Raw genomic sequence first — 25296 nt, 5'->3', positions numbered from 1 at the left:
AAATCATTTTTAGGATTATCTCCTATGGAAACTAATGAAGCATTACTTTTGCAAAATGAACCTCCAGAAAAACCCATAACTCTTTGGCGATTTGTGGTTCCCCTGCTAATTCAAACAGCGATCATCTTGTCAGTACCAGCCCAATCAGTTTACACGTTGGTTACAGGCAAAACAGCTATCTTGCAAACTCTACCTGTAGATCCTTACGATTTGCTGCGGGGTTATTCTGTAACACTAAACTATGAAATTTCTCGCACAGATAATTTAACAAAACTTCCGGGTTGGGCAGATTTGGTCAAGCAAAATCCTGGTAATAACAAACAATACGATCCTTTAGCGCGGGGAACCAGCTTGTACATAATTTTGGAAGAACAAAAAGCCTCTGGTGGAATTCCTCAAGCTTGGAAACCTGTGCGAGTAAGTGGACAGTTCCCAACTTCTCTAGCTGCAAATCAGATAGCCTTGAAAGGTCAGTATAGTGGCTATAATTCGATTACTTATGGCTTGGAAACTTATTACATCCCAGAAGATCAACGGAACGATATTAACAAAGATATCTCAACTGCCCGACCAATTAAACCAGGACAGCCGCAACCAATAGTAGTGGAAGTTAAAGTGAATGCACAAGGTCAAGCTGTACCTGTAAGTATGTGGGTACGCGATCGCAGATATTATTTTTAATTTTCTAGAGAATCGATTCAGTAATCGCAAAAACTGTAGAGACGTTGCAATGCAACGTCTCTACTACGCATCGTTATGTTGTGCCATTTTCTAGAAGTTTAAAATATCTAATGATTCTTCTATTTCTAAGTCTAATATTCTTGCTTGTGTATCTTTAAGCGCTTCTAACTTACCTTCTTTACGATAAATGTCTGCTGCTTTTTGAAAATCTTCAATTACTCCCTGTTTATCTCCCTTCTCTAAACGGATATTGCCACGATTGTAATAGGAATCAGCATAATTGGGATTAATTTGAATTGCATGGGTATAATCTTCAATTGCTCCTTCATAATCCCCTAAGTCAGAACGAGCATTGACACGGTTATAATAAGCATCGGCATAATTAGGATTAATCTGAATTGCATGGGTATAATCTTCAATTGCTCCTTCATAATCCCCTAAGTCAGAACGAGCATTACCACGATTTCTATAAGCATTGGCATCTTGAGGATTAATCTTAATTGCTTGAGTAAATCCTGGCTGATATCCTAAGAGATAACGGGAGATTCCCCGGTTTTTGTAAGCATCAGCATAATCGGGATTAATTTTGATAGCTTGAGTATAATCCTCAATTGCTCCTTGGTTATCTCCTATGTGAGAACGTGCTTCAGCACGGTTTTTATAAGCTATAGCAACATTAGGATTAATTCTAATTGCCTGGGTATAATCATCAATTGCTTCTTCAAAGCGCCCCAGTTGATATAGAGCTAAACCCCGTTTATTGTAAGATTTAGCATCATGAAGATTTCTCTGAATTGCCTGAGAATAATCTGCGCTCGCTCCTTCATAATCTCCTAGTTGGTAATGCGCTAACCCTCGTCTATAATACAAATCAGCATTATTAGGATTAAGTTGCAAGGCTTGATTATAGTTAGTAATCGCATTTACATATTCTCCTTTATCAAAATATTCTTCACCCAATTTCATATAAAGTAAATTTAAATCTTTATCATCAGAATCTAAATAGTTATCTACATCAGTTTGTAAGGAAGATTTTATTAACTGATTGTTAGTTGGCTTAGATGGCATTTCCTGCGGTAGATGATATTTACTAATTAGAGGTTGTTGCCTGGAAAAATTATAATTTATAGAAGATTGTAACTGTTCTAGATAGCACCATAAGCCACCACCATATAGTAATTGGTCTATCCCAAATGAAATTTTTCCAGTCTTCAACTTAATCATTCGTGTTGGGAGAAAGCCAGCCAAAAAAAGGTGATATTCCGATTGTGCTTCATTCACCTCTTCTTGAATCAAAATGCAGACTACAACTGCATTTTTTTCAACTTCTTCTGAACTAATTGACCATCTAACTCTGTCAATACTACCGTGACGAGATTTAACCTCAATACCAACAGATGGGTCAGAAGTCAGGGTAAAATCTATCTTACCATCGCCGCCAAATCGCTTTTCATAATCCACTTCCGTAATAAAATCGGCTAAACGTTCCTTGACAACTTCCTCGCCAAGTTTTCCTTTAAGATAGCTAATAAAAACATCACGAACTGGCGAAACGCGCTTATATTTCTCAGCCATCAGCCAGCAAAATTCTCTTAGTGCCTTTAACCTTTCTCCAGAGATTATAGTTAATTCACTATATTGACCTTCTGTTTCACAATGAAGCAGACAACCAGTTGTTAACCTTTTAATAAAATCAGACTGTAGCGATCGCAGTAGGTAATCCAGTCCATTTATATTTCTGCGAATCTTTTGATGAGATTATTCTATTAAAATAACCATTCGACGTAAACCTTTCAATTAGCTTGGGTGATATTCCCAAAAATTCCTTAATATTATGTATTAAATCTTAATTTAATCTAACTCAATGTAATTAAGTTTTTGCCAAAAACTATTATTTAACTATTCAGCTAATCTCATTACCTATATCAGTTTCAACAAGCTCAAACTTAACTTTGTTGTATAAATCTTGTAGAGAAATCTCAAAAGGTACGGTTACAAGTGCGATGGCTTCATCTTCTTCGTCATATTCACGCAGATTCCATTGCTTTTTTCCAGTCTTAGAAAACTGCTCTACGTGAATTCGAGTTTGGTCAATTAAAAGATATTCTTGAAAGGAAGAGATTGTCCGATAAGCCTCAAATTTATCTTCGCGATCGTAGCCTTTGGTCGATTTTGATAAAACCTCAACAATAACCTGTGGATTCAGAATTATATCCCTACGGTTATTGAAAAACTCTGGTTCATCCGCCAGAATCATTACATCTGGATACGTATAGATCCGCTTTTGGGGTATCCACAGACGAATATCACCCATATAAACTCGGTAGTTTTGCTTTTTAAAAGCAAAATTTAACTCAGTACTAAAATTGAGTGCTATTTGGTTGTGATTTATTGTTCCACCCGCCATAGGAATTATTTTTCCGTCAATATATTCACTTTTATAGTCAGCAGCTTCCTCTAACTCTAAATATTCCTCTGGGGTGTAGTATCGCTGTTCTGTTACTTGCATGGTTTTATCCCCACAATCTTCTACCTGCTTTCCCATTTAATCTCTCATGAGTATCTTCTAACAAAGCAGGAATATTCAAATTTTCTGGACATCTTGGCAAACAATCGCCGCATTCAGTGCAGTGGTTAGCTTTCATTCCAGGAAACCAGTGTCCAGCATTTTCAAACATTCCATAGCGATATTTTCCATAGTCAGTCATATCATATGCTACTGCTAAATTTCGTAACCGTAATACTTCTGGAATATTGATATTTTCTGGACAAGGCAAACAAGCATAGCATTGGCTACATTGATTAATTTCTAAAGTAGCTTTTTGATGATTTTCTAACCGCTTAAAGGTACAAATTTCTTCTGATGTTAGCTCTCTATTACTGTTAGCAAATCGCAAAGGCTCTATTAATTCATGTGGGTTTGCTGGCCCTACACTTAAAGTAGCAATACGTTTATCACTCAACAAAAAGCGATAGTTTAATTCTAAGGGTGAGAATGGTTGACACAGGTCTTTTAAACTTTGAGGTGGCGCGTATAAAAGTCCTCCTTTATCAGCAGGAGAAATAATAAAAACGCCCATATCCTTCTCTGCTGCTAGCTGAATTGCTGGCGCGTTACGTTGAAAGAAATAGTAATAATGCAAGTTGACAAATTCAAAAAAATCTGTGTTAATTGCCGCCAGAATTATTTCTAATGATCCGTGAGTGGAAAAACCAACGTGTCGCACTCGACCATCAGCAACAGCTTCTTGCACGGCTTGCATACAGCCACCTTTGGCTTGCACCCACTCTAAATGTTGCCAAGTGTTTAAGCCATGAATTCCTAAACAATCTAGATAATCTAGCTGTAATTTTTCCAAGGATTCATTAATGCACCGACGCATGGTGTCAGCATCATTTGTAGGAGAAATTTTGGTGGTGATGTGAAGCCTTGTTCGCGGTACTGACAACCCAGCTTTTAACACTCCACCAAGATACTCCTCACTTTTGCCGTAGCCTCTGGCAGTTTCTATATGATTAATTCCTAGCGCTAAAGCCTGTTCGATAGTTTGCTGAGCATTTTCAAAACCAGCTAAGTAGCGCATTGTTCCCAATGAAAAGACAGAGAGGCAAAGATTTGTTTTCCCAAAGCGTCGGTATTGCATAAATTGAGTTTTGAGTGGTGAGTGCTGAGTATAAACACGATTAATAGTGTTTGTATAAAAGTGAAAGGTGAACAAGAAAGAACAGAGAACTTGTTTTTATTCTCTAAATTCTCTATTCTTTCTCAGCACTCAGTACTTATGACTCAGCACTTTTTTAGCTGTCGCCATCACCAAAGCGCTTAATCAAATCTTCAGGACGGAGATTGGAAATAAATTCACGGAAGGCTTGCTGTTCAGCTTCATCAGCATCGCGGTCAACAGGGATAGAAGCATCAGCAATTACTTCTTCCATTACCCAAATAGGCGTATTTGTACGAAGGGCAACGGCGATCGCATCGCTAGGACGCGCGTCGATTTCTTTTTTAACCTCGCCTTGCTGGACAATCAAAGCTGCATAAAATGTATCCTTTTGTAGGGAATGAATGATAACTTTTTCTAGAGTCATATTCCATGTCTCTAGCATATTTACAATTAGGTCATGGGTTAAGGGTCTGGGAGGCTTTTGATTCTCCAATGCACCCATAATTGCTCTAGCCTGTTCCTGACCTATATAAATTGGCAAAGCGCGGCGATCTGAAGCATCTTTCAAAAGTACAATCGGGCTGCGGGTTATGGCATCTAATGCTATGCCAGCGACTCTCATTTCAATCATTGGCTAAGCCTCTACAATCCTTTGAGCGATTGGGTGCTAAGTAACAAATAATACTCTTTGTTAGGTGAATCGGGGACAGGAATAAACATAGGCATTTGTTCTCTATAATTGCTTCTATTAAACTCCTAACTTGTGGTGAACACCAGAGTAAGACAAATTGGTCTAATTAGACAATAACCTTCTTACCCAAGTATGCCTTGTGCAGGATGCTAATGTGTTAACAACCTTATAATAAATAAAGTCAGAAATTATACTCTGAATGTTCTGCATTCTTGTGAGAATTACCAGTTAATTTCAGGCAAAATTAAGCAATAAATAGAGTTAGTTTGACAAAAAAGCCGTGTTTACAGGATTAATCCAGGCATTAGGAACAATGAAACCCTTAGGGGGCGATTCTTGGCAAATTACTTGTGTAAGTCAGTCGTGTGAAGTAATTATGCAGGATTTGGCCTATGGTGACAGTGTTGCAGTAGATGGCGTTTGCTTGACAGTGGAAGAAGTTTTAAAAGACGGGTTTATCGCCACTGCTTCACCGGAAACGCTACGCCGTACGACTCTGGGAGGCGAGCAAACACAACAGAGATATGTCAATTTAGAAGCGTCGCTACGAGTAGGCAGTAAAGTCGGTGGTCATTTTGTTATGGGTCATGTAGACGGCATCGGTCGATTGCTAGAATCAGAACAAACGGCCAGTTCTTGGGAAATGACCTTCAAAGCATCCGAGGCGATCGCACGGTACATTGTCCCTAAAGGCAGTATAACTGTCAATGGCATCAGCCTCACAGTCGCCGCTTATGAGCCAGAACTCTCCCAATTTAAAGTAGCGGTAATTCCCCTCACTTATGCCGAAACAAATCTTCGCTATTTAGTATCTGGTAGTTTGGTGAATTTAGAAGGGGATATTCTCGGTAAATACGTGGAAAAATTCCTTTATTCTGGAAACCAGTCTACTGCAACCTCAAATGAAACTAGTTTAGATGACATTACACCCGCATTCTTAGCAGAACACGGGTATTTGTAATGGGGAATGGGGGAGGCACTGCGGTCTTCTCCCTTGGCGCTAGCCTCTCCCAAAGGGAGAAGGGGAGACGCCAAAGGCGATAGCGCAGCGTAAAGCCTTCTCTTCTCCTATCGGAGACACTTCGTGAACGAGAGGCTTCGCCAACGGCATGGCTTCTCTACTTTGAGGCTGCGCCAACGCTTAGAGCGAGTCCGCGAGCGTCTGGGGTTTCCTCAAGTGGAGTAAGTGGCGTCATGGAACATGGGGCATTGAACATTAGTTATTCTTCCCCTGCTCCCCCACTTCCCCACTCCACTCTTAACTACCTGGTAGCTGAGTTACCTGAGCTGTTGGCAAGGTTTGAATTAACTGGCTCAGTCCAGTCTGTAATTGAACGCCTGGGTCAGTAGCAACCCAACCGTTCTGTGTCATGTGACGGACTTCAAAGTGCAGGTGAGGGCCTGTAGAGTTACCTGTGCTACCAACCCGTCCAATGACAGTTCCCGGTTCCACCCACTGACCGGGTTGAACAAAGATTTCTGACATGTGACCGTAGAGGGTTTGTTGAGCAGATTGGTGATTCACAGTCACAGTCAAACCATAACCGCCCAAGTAGTTCGCAGTTTCCACTTGGCCTTTTGCAGCTGCCAAAACTGGTGTACCCATAGGCGCACCTAAGTCTGTACCAGCATGGAAGCGTTGATTACCTGTGATTGGATGAACTCGCCAACCAAATAAAGAAGTAATAGGAGCGGGGATAGATAGTGGGTAAATCATTCCCGTACCACGATAGGCGACTGCACCAGTGTAGGGAATTTGCGGTAATACTGATGCCAGCGAGAAGTCATAAGCTACAGTGCTGGGGCGGGGTGCAATGTTACCGTCTGCCATTGGTGGAGGCAAAGTACCACCACTGGGTGCAATGGGAGTTGCACTGACTTTAGTTGCGGTGCTGAAATCGCCGGGATTAGGGATAAATCGATTAGGGCGAAATGCGCTCTTGGCACTACTACTAGAAACACTCCGAGTAGCACGCCATCCGCCGTTATTCGCAGTAGTTGCAACTTGCCGACTTGATGGAACTGCTAACTGTGCGTTTTGACTTCTTCTGAGCCAATTAGGTGCTGTGCCCTTAGAACCAGCTACGCGCTGATTGCGCGAGGGTACTTTGGCGCAAACGCCGCCCAATAAACCTTGTCCTGAAGGTAAAATCGCTCGACAACCACTAGAACGCTCTGTGATGATTACGGAATTGGGCGCTTGATAAGTACCCGTAGCGCTATTGTAATTGTTGGGGTCAATATAGGCGTTATTATAATCCTTGGTTTTCCCCGCTGTCCTGCTGACAGTGCTGTTTGAGTTATTCAATGGCTGGGCAACTTCTGGGAGTTTCTCAGGTAAGGAACGAGCAGGAGCGGTGGGTTTGGCTACCTCAATTTTGGGCTTTTCCTCTCTGATATTTGCTCTTGGTTGGAATTCGAGTTTAGGTTTTTCTTGACTAACCCTTGCTGGTGCAACCCTCGAAGTTTCTACTTGGGGAATAGAGCGTCTAATACCAGTGGCAGGCGCGTAAACTTCTATTTTAGGTTTAGATTGTCTAACTGGCTGTTTTGATTGAGAAACCTCTTGCTTGCGGAGTCTCTGCCTAAGTCTGGTTCCCCGTTGAGAAAAGTTTGGCTGTGCTTGAGCGGCTTCCGGTGCAACAGTTGCTTTTTTTATGGGATTTGTAACTGCTGTTGGCTGGGAATTTTCAATAGTGGGAACGATATTATCTATTGATGTTTCCGTTTGGGCAAACACGAAGCCGCCGCTGAGGAGGCTAATACTGCTAAGCCAGCAAAGGCTTTGTGCTGGTAGGGTAGAGGCAAAGCGTTTCGTAGTTTGACCCCGCGGCCACGAGTAGTGCAAACGATTGTGGGCAGAGTGATTGCGCTGCGTCATTTGTTCTCTCAGTTGTGTGTAATTAGCATAAACAGATGATGTCAGTGGTTTGTCTTGCCCAAAGAGCGAAATTTTAAACAAACCTCAAATTTAAACGGAAGATTTACTGTAACCCAAACTGATTGTACCGGGTTCAACGTAAATTTCTGGTTTTATTAGTTCGTTTGTATCATGTGTTTCTAGATCCACTCGTAAATTCCCTTGAGGAGTTACTCCAACTACAATGCCTGAAAGATTATTTACGTATACCTGATCACCTATGTTTGTAAGCAAATCCAAATAGCGAGGCAAGAGTATGCTTATTCCTTCTTGGAAAAGGCACTCTATACCGGATTCTATTCCTAGTAAAACCTTAGAGGTTAGCATTTCCAGACAGGAAATGGGACTGGAATGTTGCGAAGTTTGCCACGATTCCAGATTGATTCCGGTTTTTGGTACTGGGTTTGTCCAGTTGATACCAACACCTATCACTGCTTGGGTGATTTTTCCTTTGTTTACTTTGGTTTCTGTTAGAATGCCGCCTAATTTACGATTATTTAAGACTAAATCATTAGGCCATTTAATTCCAACACTCACACCACACTTTCGCAATTGCCAAGCAACTCCCCAAGCACTAGCCAAAGTTAGCTGGTAGCTATCGGTAGCTTCTATTTTAGGAGCGATCGCAACCGAAAGATATAATCCTCCAGAAGGAGAAACCCATTGGCGTCCCCATTGTCCCCGCCCAGCAGTTTGCTGAGTCGCAATTACTACAGAACCGGCTTCAGCCCCCTGAGCGAGCAAGTCCCAAAGGGTTTGGTTAGTAGAACAGACGCTTTCAAAAATGTGTAGGGAAAATGGTAAATATCGAGATTTACGCCCTGCTTTTAGGGATGATTCCAAGTTTTGCCGATTAAATTCCACAGCAGTTGACCCAAATCCCGTTGTTCAAGTTAGCATTAATTGGCTGATAAGTGGTTTCTGTTTAGGTTTGGTTCAAGATGCACACTTGGCATTGGCGCAATTGGGAAGGACTGCCTTATCTGACTTGTAGTCTCTTAGAATTTTGGCATCACGGCTTCTTTACCCAGCAATTTTGGCCGCGTTCGCCACAAAGTCTGACAGAAGTACTGCAACCAGAGGCATCAGTCTATCGCTTGAAGCAGGTTCATGGCAATACTGTTCTTACCCCACAAGAAATTAATAAAAAGTTAAGTTCGGGTGAAGATGATTTAGCATCGGCAGATGGTTTAATTAGCGAGCAGCCTTTACAAACGGTATGGGTGGCTAGTGCAGATTGTACACCCGTGTTGATTGGGGATGTGAAAACTGGACAAGTGGCAGCATTACATGCGGGGTGGCGGGGTACTGCCAAGAAGATTGTACCTCTGGCGATCGCTCGCTTACAATCCCAAGGCAGCAAACTCGATGATTTACGCATTGCAATGGGCCCGGCGATCGCTGGTGAGGTCTATCAAGTTTCTGTTGACGTAGCTGCTGAAATTGGGGCTAGTATTATACCACATGACGACGAACAAAAAATTGTTGCCGCGTTGCATGAGCTACCTAATTCACCCTTGCTAGAAGATCCAAATCCAGGTAAGGTAAGGCTAGATGTCCGGCGGATAAATGCTTTACAAATGGAAAACATGGGGATTAGTGCAGAACAGGTTGCGATCGCTCCATACTGTACTTACCAAACTCCAGAGCATTTCTTTTCTTATCGCCGAGAAAAAGAGAAAAAAGTTCAGTGGTCAGGAATTGTTAGCGGCAAAACAAGTCACTAGTAAATATCTGTCACAACTTGCTTACACCAATAATGAATGAATCAACGACTAAAAGTAACTATATTTTTAGTTAGCACTTTTTCAAGACAATCAATCACGAAAAAATCTTTCTTTCCTAGTTCCTAGTTTCTAACTCCTACCTTACAAATTAAATTCTCATCTGAGAGCGCTAACTTGAGGATTGTGACTTTAAGTACTTTCTACCATCTCAAGGGTTAATATCCCTTTTGGTTTGTTAACAACTAACTGCATAATGTCCAGCCATAAAGAACCTAAGATGGTATCAGGGATGTCATCTCCAACATGGACGGGAATTATAACTTCAGTTTCGTCGATAATGAGTTTGCCTTCATAAATATCGAATCGTGCTTCCCCACGTGCTGTCCGCATTTCAATTTGTGCGGCTATCAATGGCCACTCCAATACTTCCAAGTCTTGGGTATTGACGGCTAACCACCCATCTGTAAACCCAGTATCAAGTAAAGCTTGAACAAAAAACTTCTCATCATTAGCAGCAAGAAGTTGAATTTCAAATCATAACTCACCACTATCCCCAAACGAGCCTGCAATCATAACCTGCCGCAGGTTCCTGTATCGTTGAGTCGAAATATGGTAAGTTTTACTTCATTAGTATTGCCATAAGCATCACGAATTTTTTGCGTTATCCCCAAGAGTGTTTGATCAATTAAGTAGTGTTCTGTTTCAGGGTCTATGGCAATATGCCAGTTGTAATGCGTTTCGAGCAGAGTTGGACGTAAGCGCTCGAAAATAGCACGACACCGCATAGCAAGAGCATCACGTTGTTCCTGACGGTGGCGTGCTTCTTCAGTTGCTAAGATTGATGCTGGTAGAATGCGGGTGCGTCGTGGGTGGGATAGTTGTGTCACATCAATAAAGTGTACGCGCTCGTGTGATTTTATTATGGCGTGATTTCAATGTACCTCCCAAAGACTATATATCAAGAGCTTTCTGCAAGTTTTTATGCTTGCCGTCATAACTAAAAGTTTCCCTGTTCATATCTAGACAACAACTTAACTTAAAGCTGCACTCAACAACTCGCGGTGCATTAACGCACGATCTATCAAAGACTGGATTTGCTCTGGTGATAACGGCTCACCATTAGCATAATGCTCCATCCAAGTTAGACTAATTAAATTGGGGTCATCTGGCAAACTCGCCAAATCCCACCCAGGTATTGCCAACTCTTCCATCAGACGATTTACCTTAGGGTCATAACTAAGAGCAAAACAGCGACAACCTTCAGCAGCAGCCATAATCAAGCTGTGTAGCCGCATTCCAATCGCCATCTCAACACCGCGAAATACACCTTTCAAAAGTTGTGGGTCTTCCAGACATAAAATCTGGCTGACATCTTTAAGATATGGTTGAATAGCTTCGGCAATACTTAAATCTTCACTTTTCTGAAATGGCAGCAGTAAAATAAAAGCCTGTGTAGCTTTTTGAAAGTCAACCAAAGCACGAGTTAAATTTGCTAAACGTGTTTCTGTAAGTTGGGGATGCGATCGCAAAGTCACAGCAACTCTTGGCGCAGGTAAATCCCAAAGTCCTGGTACTGGTTTAGATTCCAACGCCCAAACTGGGTCAGGAGCAAGAATACAAGGAATTTGCCAATCAGATAATAAACTAGCACTGGCGTGATCGCGGACACTAACTTTGGTACAATATCCGAAGGAGTATTGTGCCAAAGCGCGAGTTTGTGGACGCAGTAACGGGCCAATACCCTGGGCCCAAGCAACAGTTTTCAAACCTAATTTCTGCGCCACTGTCATCAGCCCCCCATAATAAAATGGGCTTATGGTACTGGTAACATCTTGAATTAAACTTCCACCACCCCAAATAAAAGCATCACAAGAACGTAAAGCTTGCAGTACGGATAACGCAGCCATGCGATTGTGGGTTTCAACATTATAGCGATCGCGAGTTTCCTCTGGATTGCCCGAAAGAACCACAGGCGTCACGTGAGATGGTAGCATTTGCAAGAGCGTCGCCAACAAAGCTTCGTCACCACCATTACCTTTGCCGTAATACCCAGACAATAACGCCCGCATCTTGACCATTTTGGATTTTAGATTTTGAATTTTAGATTTTGCGAAAAGTTTGAGGATAGATTTCCTTGGCTCAGACTTTCCAAGACAGATTTTAAATTATCAACTTTTTTCTAAATAGTGGACGAGATATCAGCCATCCTACCAACAGAAGATGAATTTTCTTGTGGGAAGATGATTTTATAAAAAGACAAGATAACTAATTACTCCTAACTCCTGTCTCCTAAATCGTGTAGAGACGCGATTAATCGCGTCTCTACTCCCATCTCCCATCTCCCATCTCCTATCTCCTGTCTCCTAACTTCCCTATGCACGCCCTTTCAATTCCCACCTGGATTATTCATATTTCTAGCGTTATTGAGTGGATTGCCGCCATTTGGTTAATCTGGACTTACGGCGAACTCACTAATAACCGTACTTGGTGGGGATTGTCCCTTGCCATGTTACCAGCTTTGGTCAGCGCTATGTGCGCTTGTACCTGGCATTATTTCGACAACGCCGAATCTCTAGAATGGCTGGTAACGCTTCAAGCTACCATGACCTTAGTTGGTAATTTTACGCTTTGGGCAGCGGCGTTTTTGATCTGGCGCTCCACCAATGCCAACAATGTAACTAAAACTGTTGAGCCAAAACCTATTAAATCAGAGTAATGATGTCTAAAGAAACCCTGTTTGCCCTTTCACTGTTTCCCTACTTGGGTTTCTTGTGGTTTATTAGCCGCAGTCAGCAAATGCCACGTTTAGCGCTATATGGATTTTACGGCACTCTAGTATTTGTTGCCATCACTATCCCAGCGGGAATTTATGCTGTACTGCATTATGGCAAATCTTTAGCAGATGTAGATTGGTTGCACGGCGGTGCAGAAGTTTTTTTGACGCTTTCTAACATCTTACTTGTACTGGGTTTTGGGCAAGCTGTCAGGCAGTTAAAAACGAAAAAAACCCAGCTATAGCAAGAATTTTAACTGGATTAAGTTATGAGGAAGAAGTAAATGGATGTAATTCCAGCGATTGATTTACTAGAAGGTCGTTGTGTGCGACTCTATCAGGGAGACTATGAGCGATCGCAAGTTTTTAGCGAAAACCCTGTTGATGTTGCCAAACAGTGGGTTGATCAGGGTGCGACTAGATTGCATATAGTTGATTTAGATGGTGCAAAAGCAGGTAGAGTAGTAAATCTGGGGGCAATTGAAGCGATCGCTCAAGCAATATCAGTGCCCATTGAAGTGGGTGGAGGATTGCGCGATCGTGCTAGTGTGCAACAAGTGTTCAATTTAGGCGTACAGTGGGCAATTCTCGGAACCATTGCTGTAGAACAACCCCAGTTAGTACAAGAACTTTGCCAAGAATTTCCTAAACAGATTATTATTGGCATTGACGCCCGTAACGGCCAAGTAGCTACTCGCGGTTGGTTAGAAACCTCGGAAGTTTTAGCAACTCAACTGGCTGTACAAATGCAAGAATTGGGCGCAGCTGCCATTATCTACACAGATATCCATCGTGATGGTACTCTCACAGGCCCGAATTTAGAAGCTTTGCGAGAACTTGCTGCGGCGATTTCCATCCCAGTAATTGCTTCTGGCGGGGTGAGTTCTGTTACCGATTTGTTAAGTTTGTTGGCGTTAGAACCTCAAGGTGTAACTGGTGTAATAGTAGGTCGTGCGTTGTATACTGGAGATATTTTGTTGAAAGAAGCATTGCGAGCGATCGGGCCAGGAAGAATTCAAGATATTCCACCAAACCTAGGTTTTTCTACCTTCGCTTGACATTTTCTGCCTTTGCTTGATCTAAACCAATGCACAGATGTGTCTCTATGTCGAGACATATCTGTAACGTAGCTGTTTTACCTTTCCAAACTACCTGAAAATACAAGCCACTTGACCAGACAAAAATCTTGTATTCTTTTGAAATTTTCGGATTTACAATTTCTACTCTTGTATCCCCACTTGTAGAGAGTTCCAAGTCATGGAATCTGTTTTCATGGTCTGCCAACAACTGCTTAACAATGCCAATTCACCTAAAACTGAGCCTAGTAATGCCCATTTGAAAAGTAAAATTCAACTGCTGCAAATAACTTGACTAATGACTTGATTTAAAATTTTAACCAAAAGTTTATTTTATATAACTTTTATTCATGATTATTAAAAATAATGGGTTTCCTCTGTTCTAGAGACGTAAGAATCACAACGTCTCTATTTTTTTATTTTCTTTAAAAACAAATTTATTATGATATATTTCTGGAATCGATAATACTTACAATGTAGCTAAATTTATAGTTAACTTAAAATTGTAGTTTTATGTCTAACCAAGAACACGAGCAACATCACAGAGGAGATAAACCACAACCCCCTAACACTCTGGGTAAACCGCGTAAGACTGAATTAAAAAAACCAATTAAAAAACCTCAAATATAAAATCATAGTTAGTTATAGAGACGTAACTAGAGCTACGTCTCCATAATGTAACTTGATTATTTCTTTTTAATTTGACTTTTTGCCTGTTTTAAAGCTATTTCTTTTATTGCCTGATATGAATTGATATTTGTAGTTCCTTCAATAACTTTACTGCCAAATTTTGGACTTGTTTGAGGATAGATCCAAGCTATTTAGAAAAGTTTTGAATTTTTTCTTAATTGGTAATAGTTTGTTCTCAATACTTATTTCTTTAATTGCTTATTCTCTAAATTTTTTAACTACTTCTTTCAGTTAATCAGAAAATTCTAATTTTTGTTGATACTCCACAAATATTGTTTGACTTCAGTCAAAAATTTTTTCCGTTCTATCCAGTCTTTCTCTTTCTGTTGACAGCCTTATACTATTTCTCTTTGTTGCTGGCGTTTTTTTGCCTTGTAAGCATCTGTATTAAGTTTACGATTTTTTCTAATATTGATATCCTTCTATTTATTGCTGGGTTTTTTAGCTAATAAATCTTTATACGATTGAAGTTGTTCTAGCTTTTCCCTATTTACAACATATTGAAATGCTTGTATTAGTTGTTGTTTACTATCCTGCACTGCAACTTTAGTCATAACTTCAACTCCTTTGAATAAACAATGAATTACGGGGTAGCTAGTCATACCAACAATTACCCGATGCAGATATCAGAGTAGCCTTGAAACTAATATTTTTAGCGTAGTACAAATACTGGATTAATGAAACACATGAAACTTGATTGTGAACTCAACTTTTAGTACAGTGTCCTGTTGTTTTTTAGGTATAGCTTATTCTTGAGATTTTATAGTATTTTTGTACTAAGTTAGATATACTTAACCTTATCTGCTATTGTCAAGACAGAATCAAATTTATTTGGGAATTTCAAAACTTTCAAAGACACAAAGACTTTATTGGCTTGTAGCCACATTGATTTACAATATAGAGGGTACTGTTATGTATGTTACGTATTGTAAAGAAATTCTCCACCCCAAAAGTGTGGATGCACTGAGACTAGATAATTGACTCAATTATCATATTGATACAAGTACAGTCCCAGATTTTTATGATATCAATGTATACCAGTGAATCAACAAAGTATTCTACTAGAGCGGATATCGGTCAAGCCAGCCGCATTTTAGTAGTAGAAGATGAAGAACTAATCCAAGAGATGCTAGCTGTAGCATTGGAAGAGGAAGGTTATGGGGTAATAACTGCCCCTGATGGGCGGTCTGCCATAGAGTATCTCAAAAATTTTGAACCAAACTCAGGAGATCTCCCCTTTGACTTGATTATTCTTGATTTGATGCTGCCTCAGATCAATGGGCTAGATATTTGTAGGTTATTGCGTCATCAAGGAAACCCAGTACCAATTTTAATGCTGAGTGCTAAGGGTAGTGAAACAGACAGAGTTCTGGGGTTAGAAGTGGGGGCAGATGACTATCTCACTAAACCCTTTAGTATGCGTGAGCTAGTAGCACGTTGTCGAGCTTTATTACGCCGCCAACGCCTGAGTACTTTGCCGCAACTACCTGTATTAAAATATAAAGATGTCGCTTTGAACCCTCAAGAGTGCCGCGTATTGGTTCGTGGTCAAGAGGTAAGTTTATCTCCTAAAGAGTTCCGCTTACTGGAACTGTTTATGAGTTATGCCCGTCGGGTATGGTCGCGGGAACAACTGCTGGATCAAGTTTGGGGCCCAGATTTCGTCGGGGATAGTAAAACTGTAGACGTTCACATCCGCTGGTTACGCGAGAAACTAGAGCAAGACCCTAGTCACCCTGAATATATTGTGACTGTGAGAGGTTTTGGCTATAGGTTTGGATAATTAGTTGAGATAGTTGCTAGTTTTTAATAATCACCAAGAAACTAACAACTCAAATGTTTTTATTGGGATTTTTTCTGGGCTTAGCGATAGGCATTGGGTTTTGGGTTTGGCAACAGATTAAATTAAACCGCTACCTAGGGCGAGCACTCCAATCACTATCCTGCCGTTATTCTAAGGTGGATTTGCCACTTATGCCTCGCTTGTGGCAAAAAATAGTGATGGTGAAGCAGCTGCGGCAAGATTTGCAACAGTCATTACAAACTTATCAAGACCTGTTAGATTTTGCACCAGTAGGATATTTGCAGGTGGATGAAGAAAATCAACTGCTGTGGTGTAATCAGCAAGCGCAGGAAATTTTGTACTTGCAAAGATGGCAACCAGGACAGGTGCGCTTGTTACTGGAGTTGGTAAGGTCTTATGAACTTGATCATTTAATTGAGCAAACTCGTGATTGGCAAAAACCCCAGACGAGAGAGTGGGTATTTCACCCTTCTTGTGATAATGCAGCACAGATGCAAACAATAAAATCTCTGACTTTGCGAGCGTCTAGTTTACCCTTGCCTCAAGGACAAGTGGGAGTATTTTTAGAAAACCGCCAACCTCTACTGGATATAAATCAAGCACGAGACCGTTCTTTTTCTGATTTAGCTCACGAACTGAGAACGCCGCTAACTTCGATTCGTCTAGTTGTGGAAACGTTACAAAACCGCTTAGAACCACCTTTTGATCGCTGGGTTAACCGCCTGATGCAGGAAGTTGATCGGTTGATTAACTTAGTGCAAAGCTGGTTGGAACTGACTCAAATGGAAGCAAACCCAGCTATTCAGTTGCAAACTGAAGCTGTGGAAGTGCGATCGCTAATTGCATGTGTATGGGAAACATTAGAACCGTTGGCACAGAAGCAAAATGTTTCTCTTAGCTATTCTGGGCCTGATAATCTTTGGATTAAAGCAGATCAAGCCCGCATTTACCAAGTTTTTCTCAACTTACTCGATAACAGCATTAAGTACAGTTCTCCTCAGACAACCATTCACGTCCAAGCGAAAATCTTATCGAGAGAGAATACTCATCAAGGCGATCCTGCTAACCGAGTTTTGGAAATAAATCTTATTGATTCGGGAGTAGGTTTTTCGCAAGCAGATTTACCCCATATTTTTGAGCGATTTTACCGAGGAGATAAAGCGCGAACTCACTCGCCATTGCAAGAAAGTAATTCGATAGGAACGATTGTTGGTAATGGTTTGGGTTTAGCGATCGTCTGGGAAATTGTTCTCGCCCACGGTGGTTCAATTAAAGCTATGAACCATCCAGAAACGGGTGGTGCATGGATGCAACTACAACTTCCTGAAGTTATGGCAAACTCTCAAAGCCAAGACTATAGTTAATAATATCTTCACTGAGACTACAAGTAGTGTGAAAGCTGTCCATTCTAATCCTGATTCTCAAAGACCACCCCAGCTAGCACGCGCCATTAGGCGCTTAGAGCGGGATGTATTGAGTATGGGAGCTTTGGTAGAAAATTCATTTCGCCTTAGCCACCAAGCGTTATTTGCCCGTAGCTTAACGGCTGCTGAGAAACTTCCCCGATTAGATAAAAAAATTGATCGCTTTTATAGACAAATAGAATCAGACTGTACAGCAATCATGACGCTGCAAGCGCCAACAGCCCAAGATTTACGATGTTTGAGTGCTTTTATGCAGCTTGTGCGAGACTTAGAGCGCATTGGCGATTATGCTAAGGACTTAGCTGAGATTGCAATCAAAATCTTTCCTTATCCGCCTCATACATGTTTATCAGAGATTGAAGCCATGTCCCTTCATGCTCAGGCGATGCTAGCAACTAGCTTGGGGGCTTTAGCAGATTTGGATGAAGTTGGTGGACGAAGTTTAAAGCACTTAGATGATACTGTAGACGATGCATACGATCGCGTTTATCAGACTTTAGCCCACCAACGGGATGTTCAAGGTGTCGTCGAGCCGATTGTGCTGCTGGCATTGGCGATTCGTTGTTTAGAACGCATGGCAGATCATGCTACTAATATTGGTCAAAGAGTGGCATACATCGTTACTGGTCAGCGCTCTTAATTAGAGCTTATTAGAGCTTTGAGATAATAAATCGGGCAGCCAGTCGTGCCCATAAAGAAACCTGAGTGTCGAAAGCCGACGCTCATGATAGTAAGCTAATGCGCGTCTCAATTGCATAACTACTCTTTGTAGTTGTTAACTGTTGACTGTTGACAGTTAACGGTTAACAGTCAACCTGAATGTCGAGGTAATGTGCAATTTAAATGCATAACAGCTTATGAGCAGTTGTTCAAGCAACAGGCTAGTCCTAATAATTTTCAGGACTTACGCAAAATCATAAAAAAACGTTCGCGTAGCGTGCCGGAGGCATACCGCTAAGGACGCAAAAACACATAACTCCTGCAAAGAAGCAAGCTACGCAAAGCGTCTGTCTGCGACACGCTGCGCGAACGCAGAGAAGAAATAAGAGTTTCAGAGAGTTCTTGCGTAAGTCCTAAATTTTATTAAAAAAAAATTAAAAATTAGTTGAATAACATACATTTCACTAAAAGCTTACCTGTTCTTAAACTTACACGATTAAAGTAACCAGAGTTGATTGTGTAATAGCACTTATAGTATTCAAGTTAAATTTAACAATTACAAACATTAGTATTAAATAATCTTGAAGCTATTTAGCCACATAGTAGTTCATAAAAAATTACCAGGATATATCTAATAAATTTTTAAATTAATTAAATTAAATAGTTCCGCTCTTTCAAACCTTGCAATCATGTATTCCACAAGTCTTACTCCTAACTATTCTGTTGCGTCGAATAATTCTGCTTTAGGTGGCCATTTACCTCAACGTCTCTTTAGCCGTCGGGAAGTTATTCCACCTCGGAATGATGTACTGTGGCGCATTGAACGCGGAGCAGTTCGTACTTTAACCTGGAGTGAAGACGGAACATTTGTAACTCTAGGTTATTGGGGCCCTGAGGATCTGATTGGCTACTCTTTTTCTAAAGTTATGCCTTACCAGATTGAATGTCTGACAAGCGTGGAAGTTAGCATTGTACCACCTCATCTTTGGCATCAAGATGTCAATGCTTTGTTATCTCATATTCAGCAGGCAGAAGAACTGTTAAGTATAGTACATCGCAAACCAATGTCATTACGTATATGGCAATTTTTAGTGTGGTTAAGTGAGAAATTTGGCCGTGATGTAGAACAAGGCAAGCTAATAGATCTAAATGTTACTCATCAAGAAATATCAGAGGTATTGAATACTACGAGAGTAACAGTAACACGGCTATTACAGCAGTTTGAGGAAGAAGGAGTGCTTTTACGCCACAAACGACGTATCATTCTGCGTTTACCAAAGCAATTAACTAAACTATAGTTCAAAACTGTAGTTTTGACTTGTGAGAATTAATAAAAATAAGGTATAATTGGTGCGGAAATTGTGAGTGAAATTCCTGAAAAAAAGGTTCTTGAAATTTTACCATAAGTTTGGATTTATTTAGGTGTGAGTGAGAGTAAAAACATGACAAAACTATTTTGGAATGTGTTGAAGGTCAGTCCAGTTATCGTAGCTACATTTTTTGCTGCTAACAGCACTTTAGCTGCGGAAACTAAGGAACAAGTAACAACTGTTGCCCAACTATCTCAAGAAGAATCTAATAGCCTTGGTCAGGTAACATCTGTTTCTCAGTTCTCGGATGTACAACCTACAGATTGGGCATTCCAAGCTTTGCAGTCACTAGTTGAGCGCTACGGCTGTATTGCAGGTTATCCCAATGGTACTTATCGTGGTAATCGTGCTTTGACCCGTTACGAATTTGCCGCAGGTTTGAATGCCTGTTTAGATCGGGTTAATGAACTGATTGCTACAGCCACAGCTGACTTGGTAACTAAGCAAGACCTAGCTACCTTACAGCGTTTACAAGAAGAATTTTCCGCTGAGCTTGCAACCTTGCGCGGTCGCGTTGATGGTTTAGAAGCCCGCACTTCGGAACTGGAAGCTAATCAGTTTTCTACCACCACTAAATTGGTTGGAGAAGCGATCTTCAACGTATCTGATGCTTTCGGAGATGAGAGAGCTGGCGGTGGTGACTTAAATTCCAACACTGTTTTCTCTAATCGCGTGCGTTTGAGTTTGGAAAGCAGCTTCACTGGTAAAGACAAGTTGCAAGTTCGTTTACAATCCGGCAATATTGTCCAAAATAATACTGTAACGGGTACTAACATGACCCGCTTGGGTTATGAGGCTGATACCGGCAACGGTGTTGAAATCGATAAAGTTAACTATGCTTTTAACTTCAATGATGCATTGCGTATCAAGGTTGAAGCCACTGGTGCTGAGTTCTACGAAAACGTCAACGTCTTTAACCCTGACTTTAGAAGCAGCGGTTCAGGCGCTATCTCTCGCTATGGACGTTTCAGCCCTATTTATCGCCAAGGTTCTGGTGGTGCTGGTGTAACTGTTACCTTTAATCCTGGTGGTGCTCTTAGCTTGTCGGGTGCTTATCTGGCTCCCAGAGCTAGCAATCCCAACGACGGTTTTGGAATTTCCGATGGTGACTATGCAGCCTTTGGACAGATAGCATTCCAACCTAGTAAAGCTTTCAATATAGGTTTCACATACGCTCACACTTACGATGGTGGTAGAGATCCTGATCTTACAACTGCTGGGAACCCCAACGATATTAACCTGACGGGAAGCACAGGTAGTGCCTTCGCTGTCCGCCCCTTTGGTAATGGTGTTGCTACTTCAGCAAACCACTATGGGGTACAAGCTACCTTCCAGCCCAGCTCAGCATTAACCGTTGGTGGTTGGGTTGGTTATACAACCGCCAAATCTGAAGCCGGTGCAACTAGAGGTAGTGATGCAGACTTGTTTTACTGGGCTGCGACCCTAGGTCTTAAAGATTTTGGTAGAGAAGGAAACTTGCTTGGTTTGATCTTTGGTCAATCACCCACAGTCACTAGTAATGATATTGCAGGTAGAGAAGATCCAGACACATCTTATCATGCAGAAGCTCTCTACAAAGTGAAACTCACCGATAACATTGCCGTAACTCCTGGTGTATTGGTGATCTTCAATCCTGAGCACAACGACGCGAATGACACCATTTATATAGGTACACTGCGTACCACTTTCACTTTCTAAAACTGTTTATGAGTTAGTAGTGAGTACTTAAATGTTCGCTACTAGCTAATTTGATAAATAAAAGCCCGCCTTTGTGCGGGTTTTTGTTTAGGAAAAAACGGGATTACATAGAGTTATAATCTCGCTGATTAGATATATCTGTTGGGGGGCGATCGCTACTCCAAGCCCACCAGACAAAATCACAATGACAATAGTAGAACTCCTGCCATTTGCGGCGACGGTCTTCTGTCATGACAGGCGATCGCCGATTCAGCCAAACTTTTGCAGCTTCTAGGCTGCTTGAGTGGCAGTTAGGACAACAAAAATCATAAGCGTGTGTTGCCTTATTTGTCCATTCAGGCGGGTTGGGAGCAAAAGCGTCCATGTATTTATCAAGTGTAGTCTTAATAGTTATAAAAAGGCGTCGGTAAAACCCATTCCTTCTCGGTAGGTGATGAAAGACGCCCCGACGCAGTTAACTGTTAACAGTCAACAATCAACGTGAAATCCCATCCCCTTGATGGGGTGGGATGAGCTTAAAGCTTTGTCTGTTCTATTTACAAACCTTAGTTTGCGTAGGTTTTCACCACCAGAAGGTTTATTCTTAAATACTGTGATAACGTTTGACAAATCAAAGATTAACACGAAAAGTTTATCTTTTGCAGAATTAGTCACCGTGCATATTATGGCTAATAATTAAAAATATGGAGCCAAATGTTGAAATTCGACGTTTATTAGATGTAATGCCTGCTTCTGGTCGGATGACCACAAAAATCGTTAGCAAACCGCAGCAGTCAAAGGTAATACAAGCTGATTTTCCCTTACCCTGGAATCGAGAACGACCGATATATATTAACTTCGATTTGTGGCGTCGCCTGACGAAGCCGCAACGGGATTTACTGTTATTACAGATGGTTAGCTGGTTAACAGGGGTGAAGTGGTTTAAACCCGATATTTATCAAGGTGTAGTATTAGTGGGGCTTTTAGGTGGATTATTGGAATCAACACAGTCAGATGTAGTAGGTATAGCTGTGGCTGGGGGATTAAGCGCGATCGCCCTGACTCGCATTTGGCGCACTAATAAATCTCAAGAGTCAGAGTTAAATGCTGATGCAGCAGCAATTCGCATAGGACAACGGCGCGGTTATTCAGAAGTTCAAGCAGCAGAACATTTGTTATCTGCAATTGAGGCGGTAGCTAAGATTGAAGGACGTTCTGGTTTAAATTTTACTGAATTGATTCGTTGTCAAAACTTACGAGCGATCGCGGGTTTGTCACCAGTGGGTATGCCTGAAAGTTTTGAGTGAAAAAACAAGTCACTTTGCTTCAATTCGTAATCAACTGTAACCCTGATTAATCTTTCCTACAATGAAAAATCTTGTAATCATAGCCGTTTACTAATGGCAAAGATTGGGTATTAGCAACACATTTGTTGACTTCTGCTACAGGAGCACGAAAATTTACAAGCCATAAGTCAAAAGGTCGTGGTAGCGTCTTTAAGTTATTTTCTAAAGCAATTGTAGAAGTATTAGGGTCTTGGTCTTGATGAGCCAAGAGAAACAGAATATCTGATAAACGGGAATTCTGCATTTTAAACTCCCTGGCTACTCCCATCATTTCGCCAATATGCACATGAGTAATTTGGGTGGTGGCAATGAGTACTGGAACTTGCGATGTTTGCTGAATTAGCTGTGCAAAAAGGTCAGGACGATAGTACTTTTGATAACCAAGATTGCAAATAACTGTGATGGCACTGAAAAATCCCATTAGCCAAATGAGCATCACGGCTTTTTTACCAGTTATTCTGCCAAAGTTTCGAGGATCAATTTTCGACTTCCGAATTTCTTTCCATTTGGCTATTTCTGCGGAAGTTCTTTTCATTAGTTTTTTCGGAGAACGCCAACAAACGGCAAGACTAGCTCCAAGTAAAACTATGACAGCTGGAAAGTAAACAAAGTTATAACGAGCACCCCTTGTTAAATCAATACCAAGAAAGTACGTAAAGATGAAGAATAAAGCGATCGCTCCCACAACTATCCCAGCTAATACCTGAGTCATCAAGCGATTCTCTGATTGCTGTAGCTGAAATTTTAGCCCCCGAACCAGGATCGGTGCTGCCCAAATCAAGAAGATCAGCATCACCAGTCCTGAAGCGATTACAATTGCTAGCTGTGGTGCTTCAACTGGTAGCAAGTAAATCATGGTTATCCATGCCGCAAAAGCTTGAAAAATCGGGCTTAACCAAGCAAATCCGACACGTGGTTGCTGTATCCAGTCTGTCAATTTACTACCATAACTGTTATGTAAAAATATGGGTAGCCAAACTGCACCTGCTACAAAAGTGCCAACAGCAACGGCATAGATACGCCGCCAGGGATGCGACAAAAGAAGAGAAAATTTTGCGCCAGCCTGATATTGCCAAGCCAGAACAATCAAAACTAAAGCTTCAGCGCAGAGGGTAAGGGCAAAAAAGTAATGAGTGGCAATACCTAAAGCATTAATTCCTACCCAGGAGATTGCTACCCAAATAGGTAATTGTGTACGGTTTTTGATGTGACGTGTGGTAATTACCAAACAAGCCAGGGAAGCAATCACCCACAAAATTGCCAAAGTGTAATGACGCGCTTCTTGTGCCAGAAAAATACCGTAGGGTGATACTGCCATCATGGCAGCGGCTAAATGGCCAACCAAGCGAGAGCGAAAGCTTAACCAGCTTAAGACATAGATAGCTGGAATGGATGCAGCACCGAAAAGAGCCGCAAGCGATCGCGCCCCCCACAAAGAAACTAAACCCTCTTGTGTGGGAAATAACTGCATCCACCAATGAGCTAGGACAAAGTAAAGTGGGGGATGGTTAGTTTCATGACTCAAGTGTGCCCATACATCTTGGATATTAGCGGCGGGTTGTGGTTGTAATGGTTGCAATAAAATATCAGGAGCGATCGCTTGATCTAAGGGTACTTCTAAAAAACTATTCCCCAAACTAAATACTAAAGTAGAAAACTCGTCAGTCCAAGGAGGCTTTGCAGTCAAGTTGGCTAGGCGTAAGCTGATGCCGATAATCAACCACATCAAACAAAGCAAGGGGTGAAGCCAGCGAGAAAGGAGAAAAGCCTGCCAATTATGCAAATGCATTTGTTGTGAGGCAGAGGTTTCACCTGCTAAAGGTACACGGTGGTTAGCATCGGTAGGTAGCAACGAGATCATCCTTCTGTAAAATTGAGATACGCCCCAAAAAATAGCTTTCATAGCCCTGCCATCAACAAGCCAATTTCTACTTAGACTTGACATTTAAGATTTAAGTTCGATTAAAAAATCTTCATTTGTGACTATTTCACGTCGGTTACTTGCCAGATTCGGTTTCAAGTTCAGCAATTTAAATTAATTTTTGCCGTCCAATTAGCTGCAAGAGAATTTTATATCATTGGGCGTTGTACTTGCGATCGCACTCCGATGCACACGGGATAAAAAACCTTCGACAACTCTCTAACTACTTACACCGCCTCCTTTTATTGATGACTAGCTATTGTCAAATCTGCGCCCCTTTCAATCCTACGATACAGTTGCCTCAACACCTCCGGTGGATACTGCAAATCCTCAAAAATCAGTTTTAAAATATCGCTTACCACCTACGCATATAGTTAAATAACCACTGGGTTTTCAGAAATATCAAATCAGTCAGACAATTTTAGATTTTAGATTATGCAGAAAGTCTGATCGCAGGAAGCCTCCGCTCAGAACTTTCCAAGACAGATTTTGGATTGACCCCACGGATCAATCTGGGAGCTTGGAAATTTTGGATATTTTATTGATTCCACGAATAAATCTGGAGGCTTGTACCAATAAAGAATCATTGGTCAAAATATTTTATAGTTTTAATTAACATATTTTTGTCGTAAACTATTGTTGTCTATAACTTGATTAATCTGAATGAAAATAACATATTATCTTGCTTGAAAATGCTGATATTATTACCTGTTATTTGCTTTATCAATATTTTTATAATAGTTAACCTGAGTTCGGGTTAAAGATAAGAAGGCAAGAGCCACTCCAGTTGAAGACTAGGTTTCTTAGGTTGATGACAATAAGCGATTAATCCGCATAAAACGTTAACACAAAAATTAACGGGGCTGCGATG

Annotated in this window: 23 protein-coding genes and 2 pseudogenes; 12 read left to right on the top strand and 13 right to left on the bottom strand. The window is 41.1% G+C overall.

The window, feature by feature from the left end; all coding sequences use genetic code 11:
- The first annotated feature begins 24 nt into the window (after positions 1 to 24).
- Positions 25 to 681: a GDYXXLXY domain-containing protein gene (locus FNW02_RS10410; protein WP_191757473.1), complete on the top strand. Its 657-nt coding sequence runs from the start codon at positions 25 to 27 to the stop codon at positions 679 to 681.
- A gap of 90 nt (positions 682 to 771) precedes the next feature.
- Here the strand turns inward: FNW02_RS10410 and FNW02_RS10405 are convergent.
- The 4 genes and pseudogenes from FNW02_RS10405 to FNW02_RS10390 all read right to left on the bottom strand — a co-directional run bounded on the left by FNW02_RS10405 (position 772) and on the right by FNW02_RS10390 (position 4977).
- A pseudogene (locus tag FNW02_RS10405) lies at positions 772 to 2411 on the bottom strand (tetratricopeptide repeat protein).
- Positions 2412 to 2584: 173 nt separating this feature from the next.
- Complete coding sequence (locus tag FNW02_RS10400; RefSeq protein WP_191757472.1) at positions 2585 to 3190, bottom strand: Uma2 family endonuclease; 606 nt, start codon at positions 3188 to 3190, stop codon at positions 2585 to 2587.
- Positions 3191 to 3194: 4 nt separating this feature from the next.
- Positions 3195 to 4325, bottom strand: coding sequence for an aldo/keto reductase (locus FNW02_RS10395; RefSeq protein WP_191757471.1), 1131 nt, complete (start codon positions 4323 to 4325; stop codon positions 3195 to 3197).
- Positions 4326 to 4479: 154 nt separating this feature from the next.
- Positions 4480 to 4977, bottom strand: coding sequence for a bifunctional nuclease family protein (locus tag FNW02_RS10390; RefSeq protein ID WP_162396377.1), 498 nt, complete (start codon positions 4975 to 4977; stop codon positions 4480 to 4482).
- Between the two features lie 340 nt (positions 4978 to 5317).
- Here FNW02_RS10390 and FNW02_RS10385 point away from each other — a divergent pair, with 340 nt between their 5' ends.
- The gene (locus FNW02_RS10385) at positions 5318 to 5998 is read left to right on the top strand and encodes a riboflavin synthase (RefSeq protein ID WP_191757470.1); all 681 of its coding nucleotides are present in this window, start codon (positions 5318 to 5320) and stop codon (positions 5996 to 5998) included.
- Positions 5999 to 6295: 297 nt separating this feature from the next.
- On the opposite strand, the gene FNW02_RS10380 is transcribed toward FNW02_RS10385, so the two are convergent.
- Both FNW02_RS10380 and FNW02_RS10375 read right to left on the bottom strand, forming a co-directional pair.
- Positions 6296 to 7918, bottom strand: a complete 1623-nt coding sequence (locus FNW02_RS10380) for a M23 family metallopeptidase (protein ID WP_191757469.1) — start codon at positions 7916 to 7918, stop codon at positions 6296 to 6298.
- Between the two features lie 90 nt (positions 7919 to 8008).
- Positions 8009 to 8821: a biotin--[acetyl-CoA-carboxylase] ligase gene (locus FNW02_RS10375; protein WP_191757468.1), complete on the bottom strand. Its 813-nt coding sequence runs from the start codon at positions 8819 to 8821 to the stop codon at positions 8009 to 8011.
- Between the two features lie 77 nt (positions 8822 to 8898).
- Here FNW02_RS10375 and pgeF point away from each other — a divergent pair, with 77 nt between their 5' ends.
- Positions 8899 to 9684 (top strand): peptidoglycan editing factor PgeF, encoded by a 786-nt coding sequence (gene pgeF, locus FNW02_RS10370; RefSeq protein ID WP_191757467.1) that lies wholly within the window; start codon positions 8899 to 8901, stop codon positions 9682 to 9684.
- Positions 9685 to 9873: 189 nt separating this feature from the next.
- On the opposite strand, the gene FNW02_RS39900 is transcribed toward pgeF, so the two are convergent.
- The 3 genes from FNW02_RS39900 to csaB form a co-directional block, all read right to left on the bottom strand.
- Positions 9874 to 10095: a hypothetical protein gene (locus FNW02_RS39900; RefSeq protein ID WP_348535383.1), complete on the bottom strand. Its 222-nt coding sequence runs from the start codon at positions 10093 to 10095 to the stop codon at positions 9874 to 9876.
- Positions 10096 to 10253: 158 nt separating this feature from the next.
- Positions 10254 to 10571: a hypothetical protein gene (locus tag FNW02_RS10360; RefSeq protein ID WP_191757466.1), complete on the bottom strand. Its 318-nt coding sequence runs from the start codon at positions 10569 to 10571 to the stop codon at positions 10254 to 10256.
- A gap of 144 nt (positions 10572 to 10715) precedes the next feature.
- Positions 10716 to 11753 (bottom strand): polysaccharide pyruvyl transferase CsaB, encoded by a 1038-nt coding sequence (gene csaB, locus FNW02_RS10355; RefSeq protein WP_191757621.1) that lies wholly within the window; start codon positions 11751 to 11753, stop codon positions 10716 to 10718.
- Between the two features lie 305 nt (positions 11754 to 12058).
- On the opposite strand from csaB, the gene FNW02_RS10350 reads away from it, so the two are divergent.
- The 3 genes from FNW02_RS10350 to hisA are packed head-to-tail and all read left to right on the top strand — an operon-like array spanning position 12059 to position 13515.
- Positions 12059 to 12400, top strand: coding sequence for a DUF2499 domain-containing protein (locus FNW02_RS10350; RefSeq protein WP_191757465.1), 342 nt, complete (start codon positions 12059 to 12061; stop codon positions 12398 to 12400).
- Positions 12400 to 12702 carry a DUF3593 domain-containing protein gene (locus tag FNW02_RS10345; protein ID WP_191757464.1) on the top strand — a complete coding sequence of 101 codons (303 nt, stop codon included), beginning with the start codon at positions 12400 to 12402 and terminating at the stop codon, positions 12700 to 12702. Before FNW02_RS10350 ends, FNW02_RS10345 begins: the two co-directional genes overlap by 1 nt.
- A gap of 39 nt (positions 12703 to 12741) precedes the next feature.
- A complete protein-coding gene (hisA, locus tag FNW02_RS10340; RefSeq protein ID WP_191757463.1) occupies positions 12742 to 13515 on the top strand; it encodes a 1-(5-phosphoribosyl)-5-[(5-phosphoribosylamino)methylideneamino]imidazole-4-carboxamide isomerase in 774 nt (257 codons plus the stop codon).
- 1130 nt (positions 13516 to 14645) lie between these two features.
- Here hisA and FNW02_RS39520 read toward each other — a convergent pair.
- The gene (locus FNW02_RS39520; RefSeq protein ID WP_263627728.1) at positions 14646 to 14777 is read right to left on the bottom strand and encodes a hypothetical protein; all 132 of its coding nucleotides are present in this window, start codon (positions 14775 to 14777) and stop codon (positions 14646 to 14648) included.
- Positions 14778 to 15253: 476 nt separating this feature from the next.
- On the opposite strand from FNW02_RS39520, the gene FNW02_RS10335 reads away from it, so the two are divergent.
- From FNW02_RS10335 to FNW02_RS10315, 5 genes are all read left to right on the top strand, one after another.
- Complete coding sequence (locus tag FNW02_RS10335; RefSeq protein WP_191757620.1) at positions 15254 to 16006, top strand: winged helix-turn-helix domain-containing protein; 753 nt, start codon at positions 15254 to 15256, stop codon at positions 16004 to 16006.
- Positions 16007 to 16059: 53 nt separating this feature from the next.
- Positions 16060 to 17391 carry a sensor histidine kinase gene (locus FNW02_RS10330; RefSeq protein WP_191757462.1) on the top strand — a complete coding sequence of 444 codons (1332 nt, stop codon included), beginning with the start codon at positions 16060 to 16062 and terminating at the stop codon, positions 17389 to 17391.
- Positions 17392 to 17419: 28 nt separating this feature from the next.
- Entirely contained in the window at positions 17420 to 18091 is a 672-nt protein-coding gene (phoU, locus tag FNW02_RS10325) for a phosphate signaling complex protein PhoU (RefSeq protein WP_191757461.1), read from the top strand.
- Between the two features lie 709 nt (positions 18092 to 18800).
- Positions 18801 to 19409 carry a Crp/Fnr family transcriptional regulator gene (locus FNW02_RS10320; RefSeq protein ID WP_191757460.1) on the top strand — a complete coding sequence of 203 codons (609 nt, stop codon included), beginning with the start codon at positions 18801 to 18803 and terminating at the stop codon, positions 19407 to 19409.
- Between the two features lie 144 nt (positions 19410 to 19553).
- A complete protein-coding gene (locus tag FNW02_RS10315) occupies positions 19554 to 21179 on the top strand; it encodes an iron uptake porin (protein ID WP_191757459.1) in 1626 nt (541 codons plus the stop codon).
- A 103-nt stretch (positions 21180 to 21282) separates the two neighbouring features.
- Here the strand turns inward: FNW02_RS10315 and FNW02_RS10310 are convergent, their stop codons facing one another.
- On the bottom strand, positions 21283 to 21543 hold the full coding sequence (locus tag FNW02_RS10310) for a hypothetical protein (RefSeq protein ID WP_191757458.1): 261 nt from the start codon (positions 21541 to 21543) through the stop codon (positions 21283 to 21285).
- Between the two features lie 319 nt (positions 21544 to 21862).
- Here FNW02_RS10310 and FNW02_RS10305 point away from each other — a divergent pair, with 319 nt between their 5' ends.
- Complete coding sequence (locus tag FNW02_RS10305) at positions 21863 to 22465, top strand: DUF3318 domain-containing protein (protein ID WP_191757457.1); 603 nt, start codon at positions 21863 to 21865, stop codon at positions 22463 to 22465.
- Positions 22466 to 22511: 46 nt separating this feature from the next.
- Here the strand turns inward: FNW02_RS10305 and FNW02_RS10300 are convergent, their stop codons facing one another.
- Both FNW02_RS10300 and FNW02_RS40115 read right to left on the bottom strand, forming a co-directional pair.
- Positions 22512 to 24293, bottom strand: a complete 1782-nt coding sequence (locus FNW02_RS10300; RefSeq protein WP_191757619.1) for a glycosyltransferase family 39 protein — start codon at positions 24291 to 24293, stop codon at positions 22512 to 22514.
- A gap of 889 nt (positions 24294 to 25182) precedes the next feature.
- Positions 25183 to 25296, bottom strand: a pseudogene (locus FNW02_RS40115) (IS982 family transposase); the annotation flags it as partial.

It is taken from the genome of Komarekiella delphini-convector SJRDD-AB1 (assembly GCF_014831675.1).
In the GTDB taxonomy this organism is placed as follows: Bacteria; Cyanobacteriota; Cyanobacteriia; order Cyanobacteriales; family Nostocaceae; genus Komarekiella.
Note: the sequence above shows the minus strand (reverse complement) of the source record. Positions and strands in the feature narration are given on the sequence as shown.

Coding starts and splice junctions, on each gene's coding strand:
- FNW02_RS10300 (WP_191757619.1), bottom strand. CDS start 24,293: ATGCATTTGCATAATTGGCAGGCTTTTCTCCTTTCTCGCTGGCTTCAC.
- FNW02_RS10390 (WP_162396377.1), bottom strand. CDS start 4,977: ATGATTGAAATGAGAGTCGCTGGCATAGCATTAGATGCCATAACCCGC.
- FNW02_RS10320 (WP_191757460.1), top strand. CDS start 18,801: ATGTATTCCACAAGTCTTACTCCTAACTATTCTGTTGCGTCGAATAAT.
- FNW02_RS39520 (WP_263627728.1), bottom strand. CDS start 14,777: ATGACTAAAGTTGCAGTGCAGGATAGTAAACAACAACTAATACAAGCA.
- FNW02_RS10380 (WP_191757469.1), bottom strand. CDS start 7,918: ATGACGCAGCGCAATCACTCTGCCCACAATCGTTTGCACTACTCGTGG.
- FNW02_RS10335 (WP_191757620.1), top strand. CDS start 15,254: ATGTATACCAGTGAATCAACAAAGTATTCTACTAGAGCGGATATCGGT.
- csaB (WP_191757621.1), bottom strand. CDS start 11,753: ATGCGGGCGTTATTGTCTGGGTATTACGGCAAAGGTAATGGTGGTGAC.
- FNW02_RS10330 (WP_191757462.1), top strand. CDS start 16,060: ATGTTTTTATTGGGATTTTTTCTGGGCTTAGCGATAGGCATTGGGTTT.
- FNW02_RS10400 (WP_191757472.1), bottom strand. CDS start 3,190: ATGCAAGTAACAGAACAGCGATACTACACCCCAGAGGAATATTTAGAG.
- pgeF (WP_191757467.1), top strand. CDS start 8,899: ATGCACACTTGGCATTGGCGCAATTGGGAAGGACTGCCTTATCTGACT.
- hisA (WP_191757463.1), top strand. CDS start 12,742: ATGGATGTAATTCCAGCGATTGATTTACTAGAAGGTCGTTGTGTGCGA.
- FNW02_RS10410 (WP_191757473.1), top strand. CDS start 25: ATGGAAACTAATGAAGCATTACTTTTGCAAAATGAACCTCCAGAAAAA.
- FNW02_RS10315 (WP_191757459.1), top strand. CDS start 19,554: ATGACAAAACTATTTTGGAATGTGTTGAAGGTCAGTCCAGTTATCGTA.
- FNW02_RS10395 (WP_191757471.1), bottom strand. CDS start 4,325: ATGCAATACCGACGCTTTGGGAAAACAAATCTTTGCCTCTCTGTCTTT.
- FNW02_RS10310 (WP_191757458.1), bottom strand. CDS start 21,543: ATGGACGCTTTTGCTCCCAACCCGCCTGAATGGACAAATAAGGCAACA.
- FNW02_RS10350 (WP_191757465.1), top strand. CDS start 12,059: ATGCACGCCCTTTCAATTCCCACCTGGATTATTCATATTTCTAGCGTT.
- FNW02_RS10305 (WP_191757457.1), top strand. CDS start 21,863: ATGGAGCCAAATGTTGAAATTCGACGTTTATTAGATGTAATGCCTGCT.
- FNW02_RS10345 (WP_191757464.1), top strand. CDS start 12,400: ATGATGTCTAAAGAAACCCTGTTTGCCCTTTCACTGTTTCCCTACTTG.